The following is a 5445-nucleotide window of genomic DNA, read 5'->3' as shown; positions in this document are numbered from 1 at the left end:
CTCCCGGGCACCACGACCCCCTCCCGATCAGCCAGTGAGGTCGCCATGCCCTCGTCCACCTACCGCCTCACCCGCCGTACGGGCCGGCCCCGTGCGGCCTTCGCCGCGCTGTGCGTCACGGCCCTCCTGTGCGGCGGCTGCGGCGCCGGGAAGGCCGCCGCGCACCGCACCCCGGCGTCCGCGCACCAGACCTCGATCGAGGAGATCGCCACGGCCATCGGCTGCACCGCCGAAGTGAGCGTGGAGGCCGACGAACTGCGGCAGGGGGGCTGCGAGACCGGGCAGGGCGGCCCCTACCGGATGGTCACCTTCGCCGCCGAGCAGGGGATGCGCTCCTGGCTGGCCGAGGCCCGGAACTACGGCGGCATCTATCTGGTCGGGGACCGGTGGGTCGTCACGGCCCGTTCGGAGGATGCCCTGGCGGCGGTGCGCGGCCGGCTCGGCGGCTCCCTGGAGACCGGGGACACGCACGCCGGCCCCTCGGAGCACGCCGGCTCCCCCGAGCACGGCGACCCCTCCGCGCACGCCGACCACTCCGCCCGTCCCTGAACCTCAGCGGCGTGTCGGCCAGTTGTTCTGATTTCAGCTCATTCGCGAGGAGCACAGGGCACGACCCTTCGGGATGATTCGGCAGGTCTCCGCGTACAACAAGGTTGACCTGTCAGCGACTTCACCGAAAGGAACCGCCTTCGTGCGCCTGAAACGCTTCGCACCACTGCTCGCCGCCGCCGGACTCGTCGCGTCCACCGTGCCCCTGCTGTCCGCCACCCAGGCCGCGGCCGCCCCGGCACCGGACCACCTGCGGCAGAAACCCGCCTGGCACCGCTGCAGCCCCGAGCTGCCGGCCTCGTACGAGTGCGCCACGATCAAGGTGCCGCTCGACTACCGGCGTCCCGAGGGGCGCACGATCGACCTCGCCATATCCCGGATGAAGAGCGAGAACCCGGCCGAGCGGCACGGCGCCATGCTGCTGAACCCCGGTGGCCCCGGCGGTTCCGGGCTCGACCTGCCGCTGATGATGAACGAGGCGATGCCCAAGGAGGTCCGCGAGCAGTACGACCTCATCGGCTTCGACCCGCGCGGGGTCGGCGCCAGCAGCCCGATCACCTGCGGACTGGACGACGCCGAGCAGAACTTCAACCGGGCCTACCGTCCGGAGACCTTCGGCTCCGACGTGACGTGGGCGCGCACCGTCGCCGACAAGTGCCGCGAGAAGGCCGGTTCGGTGCTTCCGTACATCACCACCCGCAACACGGCGCGCGACATGGACACGATCCGCGCGGTGCTGGGCGAGCGCAAGCTCTCGTACCTGGGCTACTCGTACGGAACCTACCTCGGCGCCGTGTACTCGCAGATGTTCCCGGACCGCACGGACCGCTTCGTGCTCGACAGCGGTGTGGACCCGCAGCGGATCTGGCGCGGCATGATCCAGGTCTGGGCCACCGAGGCCGAGCCCGCCTTCGCGCGGTGGACCCAGTGGGCGGCGCAGCGGTCGGCGGAATACCAGCTGGGTGACACGCCGAAGGCCGTCTCCGAGACGTTCTGGGGGCTGGTGGCGCGCGCCGACAAGGAGCCCATCGACCTCGAAGGCATGAAGGTCGACGGGGACATGATCCGCGCCGTGCGCGCGGTGTTCTTCTACCCGGCGCAGGCCACTCCCCTGGTCGTGGCCCTGAAGGCCGCGGCCGAGGCCAAGCCGCTGCCCGCGGGCACCACCTTGACGGAGATGAAGCGGTTGCTGACCGGTGCGGCGGCCGAGCCCGCCTCGGACAACAGCACGGCCGTGTTCTGGGCGGTGGCGTGCGGGGACACCGGCACCTGGCCCCGTTACACGGAGCAGTACGAGCTGGACGCGGCGAAGGACAAGGCGAGGTACCCGCTGTACGGGGACTTCGCGTCCAACATCAAGCCGTGCGCCTTCTGGGACCGGCCGGTCGAAGCGGCCACGCCGATGAACAAGAAGGCGAACGTGCTGACCGTGCAGAACGAGTGGGACTCGCAGACCCCGCTCGTCAGCGGCCAGGGCCTGCACCGCGCGCTCAAGGGCTCGCGGATGGTGCTGGCGGCCGGCGGTGAGGGCCACGGGGTGTACCTCGCCGACCCCGCCTCCTGCGCCAACGCGCCGGTCCACGCGTACCTGACCACGGGCAAGCTGCCCGCCCAGGACGTGACCTGCCAGAACCCGGCGAGCGCTGCCGAGCAGCGCGGGTCCCTGGCCCCGTCGAAGCGGCTGCCGATCCCGGCCGGGCCCGGGCGGTTCTGACACCGCCCCCGTCCGGACGGTGCTCGCCCCAGCGCGGGACGCCTCCGCGGCAGCCTCGGTACGGCGGCCGACATCCGGGGGCGTCCTTGCGCGCGGCGCCCACCGCGAAGCCGACGATGCGGAACTCGCGGGCGGTCTTCATCCCGCTCCCGGAGTGCGGGTGGGACCCGGGCGGCCGCCCCTACGATGCCTCTGGTCGGGTACGTGCCCGACCTCCGACTGAATGCCTGCGACTGGGGGAAGCCGGTGTGATTCCGGCGCTGACCTGCAACCGTGTGCGGCGCATCCGCGTCGCGAGTCGGACGACCCGGCGTGCGGCGCGTACGGCTTCCCACTGTCACGGTCTGCAGCACGAAGCCCTGAGCCCCAGGCCCACCGATCACGTGTCCCTCGCCCGGGCCCGGGAGCCCCCGGGGCGATCGGGGCCGGCGGCGCACGACCTCGAGTCCACGCCAGGAAGGCACTCCATGCGCCAGGCCCCCGCCCGCCGCGCCCTGATCACCACGGCGGCCCTCGGGCTCGCCCTCGCCACGGCGCCGGCCGTCGCGCACGCGCGGAGCGGCTCCCCGCGCCGCTCCGCGCTCCTTGTCCGTGCCGCCTGGGTCCCTCAACCCCGCAGCGGCACCACCGGGTCCCTCATCAGCCCCGGTCGTATGTGTGGAACCCGCGGCCGCTCTTGCGGCCCAGCAGCCCCGCCTGGACCATCCGCTGCAGCAGCGGGGGCGGGGCGTAGAGCGGCTCTTTGAACTCCTCGTACAGGGATTGCGCGATGGCCGCGACGGTGTCCAGGCCGATCAGGTCGGCGAGCTTGAGCGGGCCCATGGGGTGGGCGCAGCCCAGTTCCATGCCCGTGTCGACGTCGGCGGCGGTGGCGAAGCCGGACTCGGCCATCCGGATGGCCGAGAGCAGGTAAGGGACCAGCAGCGCGTTGACGACGAAGCCGGCCCGGTCCTGCGCGTGGACGGCGGTCCTGCCGAGGGTGTCGCGGGCGAACGCCTCGACCGTCTCCACCGTCCCGCGGGCGGTGTGCAGCGAGGAGACGATCTCCACCAGGGGCAGGACCGGTACGGGGTTGAAGAAGTGCAGGCCCACCACGCGGTCGGCGCGGCCGGTGGCCATGGCCAGGCGCATGACGGGAATGGCGGAGGTGTTGGTCGCGAGGACGGCCGCCGGGTCCTCGACGATCTTGTCGAGCGCCGCGAAGATCTCCGTCTTCACCTCCGCGTTCTCCACGACGGCCTCGACGACGAGCTGCCGGTCGGCGAGGTCGTCGAGGCTGCCGGAGAAGACCAGCCGGGCCAGGGCGTCCTCGGCGGTGAACCGGTCCAGTTTGCCGCGCTGGACGGCGCGTTCGAGGGAGACGGCCACGCGTTCGCGGGCGGCGCGCGCGGCGGTGGCGTCGGCCTCGCAGACGACGGTGTCGAGGCCGGCGCGGGCGCACACCTCGGCGATGCCTGCGCCCATCTGGCCGCCGCCGACGATGCCGACCCGGCGGATGCCGGCCGCGCCGGTGCCGGGGGCCCCGGTGCCCGGGACGGGAACGGTGCTCATGAGCGGGCCTCCGGGTGACGGACCAGGTGGCGCGCGTACGCGTCCGGGGTGAAGAAGGCCGGCAGGTCCCGCGCGAGCGCCGTGCGCTCGAAGACGGCGGCGGCCTCGGCGACCAGGGCGTGCGGCTGCTCCTTCGCGAGCGCGGCGCACTCCGCGGCGAGGATCTCCCGCACGCCCTCGCGGTCGGCGGTGCCGTGCCGCAGCCACTGCCAGAGCTGGACCCGGGCGATCTCGGCGGTCGCCGCGTCCTCCATGAGGCCGTACAGGGCGACCGCACCGCTGCCGCGCAGCCAGGCGTCGAAGTACCTCAGCGCGACGGCGGTGTTGGCGCGGATCCCCTCCGGCGTGGGCGGGCCGCTGATCCGCCGGACCGACAGCAGGTCGGCGGCGGTGACGTGGACGTCCTCGCGCAGCCGGTCGAGCTGGTGGGGCCGCGCGCCGAGCACCCCGTCGAAGACCTCGCGGCAGACGGGGACGAGTCCGGGGTGGGCCACCCACGAGCCGTCGAAGCCGTCCTCGGCCTCGCGCTCCTTGTCGAGACGGACCTTGGCGAGGACGGCGGCATAGGCCTCGGTGTCCCTGCCCGGGACGTGGGCGGCCATGCCGCCGATGGCGTGGGCGCCCCTCTTGTGACAGGTACGGACGAGCAGTTCGGTGTACGCGCGCATGAAGGGGGCGGTCATGGTGACCCTGGCCCGGTCGGGGAGCTGGAAGTCGGTGCGGTGGCCGAAGGTCTTGATCAGGCTGAACAGGTAGTCCCAGCGCCCCGCATTCAGGCCCGCGCTGTGTTCGCGCAGCTCGTAGAGGATCTCGTCCATCTCGAAGGCGGCGGTGATCGTCTCGATGAGGACGGTGGCGCGGATCGTGCCGCGGGGGATGCCGAGGAGCTCCTGGGCGAGGAGGAAGACGTCGTTCCAGAGCCGGGCCTCGTACCGGTTCTCCAGCTTGGGGAGGTAGAAGTACGGGCCGTGGCCGGCGTCGATCTGCCGCTGCGCGCAGTGGAAGAAGTACAGCCCGAAGTCCACCAGGGAGGCCGGGACGGGGCGGCCGTCGACCTCCAGGTGCTGCTCGGTCAGGTGCCAGCCGCGCGGGCGGACCATGATGGTCGGGAGGTCCGCCCCCAGCCGGTACTCCTTGCCCTCCGGGGTGGTGAAGTCGATCCGGCGCTCGATCGCGTCGAGCAGGTTCAGCTGGCCGCCGATCACGTTGGCCCAGGTGGGTGCGGTGGCGTCCTCGAAGTCGGCCATCCACACCCTGGCACCGGAGTTGAGGGCGTTGACGGTCATCCGGCGCTCGGGCGGGCCGGTGATCTCCACGCGCCGGTCGGTGAGGCCCGGGGCGGGCGGGGCGACGCGCCATTCGCCGTCGGCGCGGACCGGGCCGGTCGCGCGGGAGAAGTCGAGCGGGGTGCCGGAGGCGAGCAGGGTGGTGCGCCGGCGCCGTTCCCCCAGCAACTCCTCGCGTCGGTCGCCGAAGGCGGTGTGGAGCCGGGCGAGGAAGTCGAGGGCGGCGGGGGTGAGGATCTCGGCGAAGCGGTCACCCGGGGCGCCGAGGACCTGGACGCGACCGGTGGGTTCGGTGGTGGACATGCGGGTCTCCTCGGCGGGAGCGGCGGGCGGGGAGGGCAGGGC

General features: G+C 73.0%; 4 protein-coding genes and 1 riboswitch. Of the genes, 2 read left to right on the top strand and 2 right to left on the bottom strand.

What is annotated here, in order from left to right:
- Together PV721_RS40810 and PV721_RS40805 are read left to right on the top strand one after the other, a co-directional pair.
- Positions 1 to 549: hypothetical protein (locus tag PV721_RS40810; protein WP_319733557.1), on the top strand; the 549-nt coding region annotated here is incomplete at its 5' end.
- Between the two features lie 142 nt (positions 550 to 691).
- Complete coding sequence (locus tag PV721_RS40805; RefSeq protein ID WP_319733555.1) at positions 692 to 2263, top strand: alpha/beta hydrolase; 1572 nt, start codon at positions 692 to 694, stop codon at positions 2261 to 2263.
- 236 nt (positions 2264 to 2499) lie between these two features.
- Positions 2500 to 2572: riboswitch (cobalamin riboswitch) on the top strand.
- A 330-nt stretch (positions 2573 to 2902) separates the two neighbouring features.
- On the opposite strand, the gene PV721_RS40800 is transcribed toward PV721_RS40805, so the two are convergent.
- Together PV721_RS40800 and aceB are read right to left on the bottom strand one after the other, a co-directional pair.
- Positions 2903 to 3814: a 3-hydroxybutyryl-CoA dehydrogenase gene (locus PV721_RS40800; RefSeq protein ID WP_319733553.1), complete on the bottom strand. Its 912-nt coding sequence runs from the start codon at positions 3812 to 3814 to the stop codon at positions 2903 to 2905.
- Positions 3811 to 5403, bottom strand: a complete 1593-nt coding sequence (gene aceB, locus PV721_RS40795) for a malate synthase A (protein ID WP_319733559.1) — start codon at positions 5401 to 5403, stop codon at positions 3811 to 3813. Before aceB ends, PV721_RS40800 begins: the two co-directional genes overlap by 4 nt.
- Positions 5404 to 5445: the final 42 nt, after the last annotated feature.

It is taken from the genome of Streptomyces sp. MB09-01, assembly GCF_033794505.1.
Taxonomy (GTDB): domain Bacteria; phylum Actinomycetota; class Actinomycetes; order Streptomycetales; family Streptomycetaceae; genus Streptomyces.
Note: the sequence above shows the minus strand (reverse complement) of the source record. Positions and strands in the feature narration are given on the sequence as shown.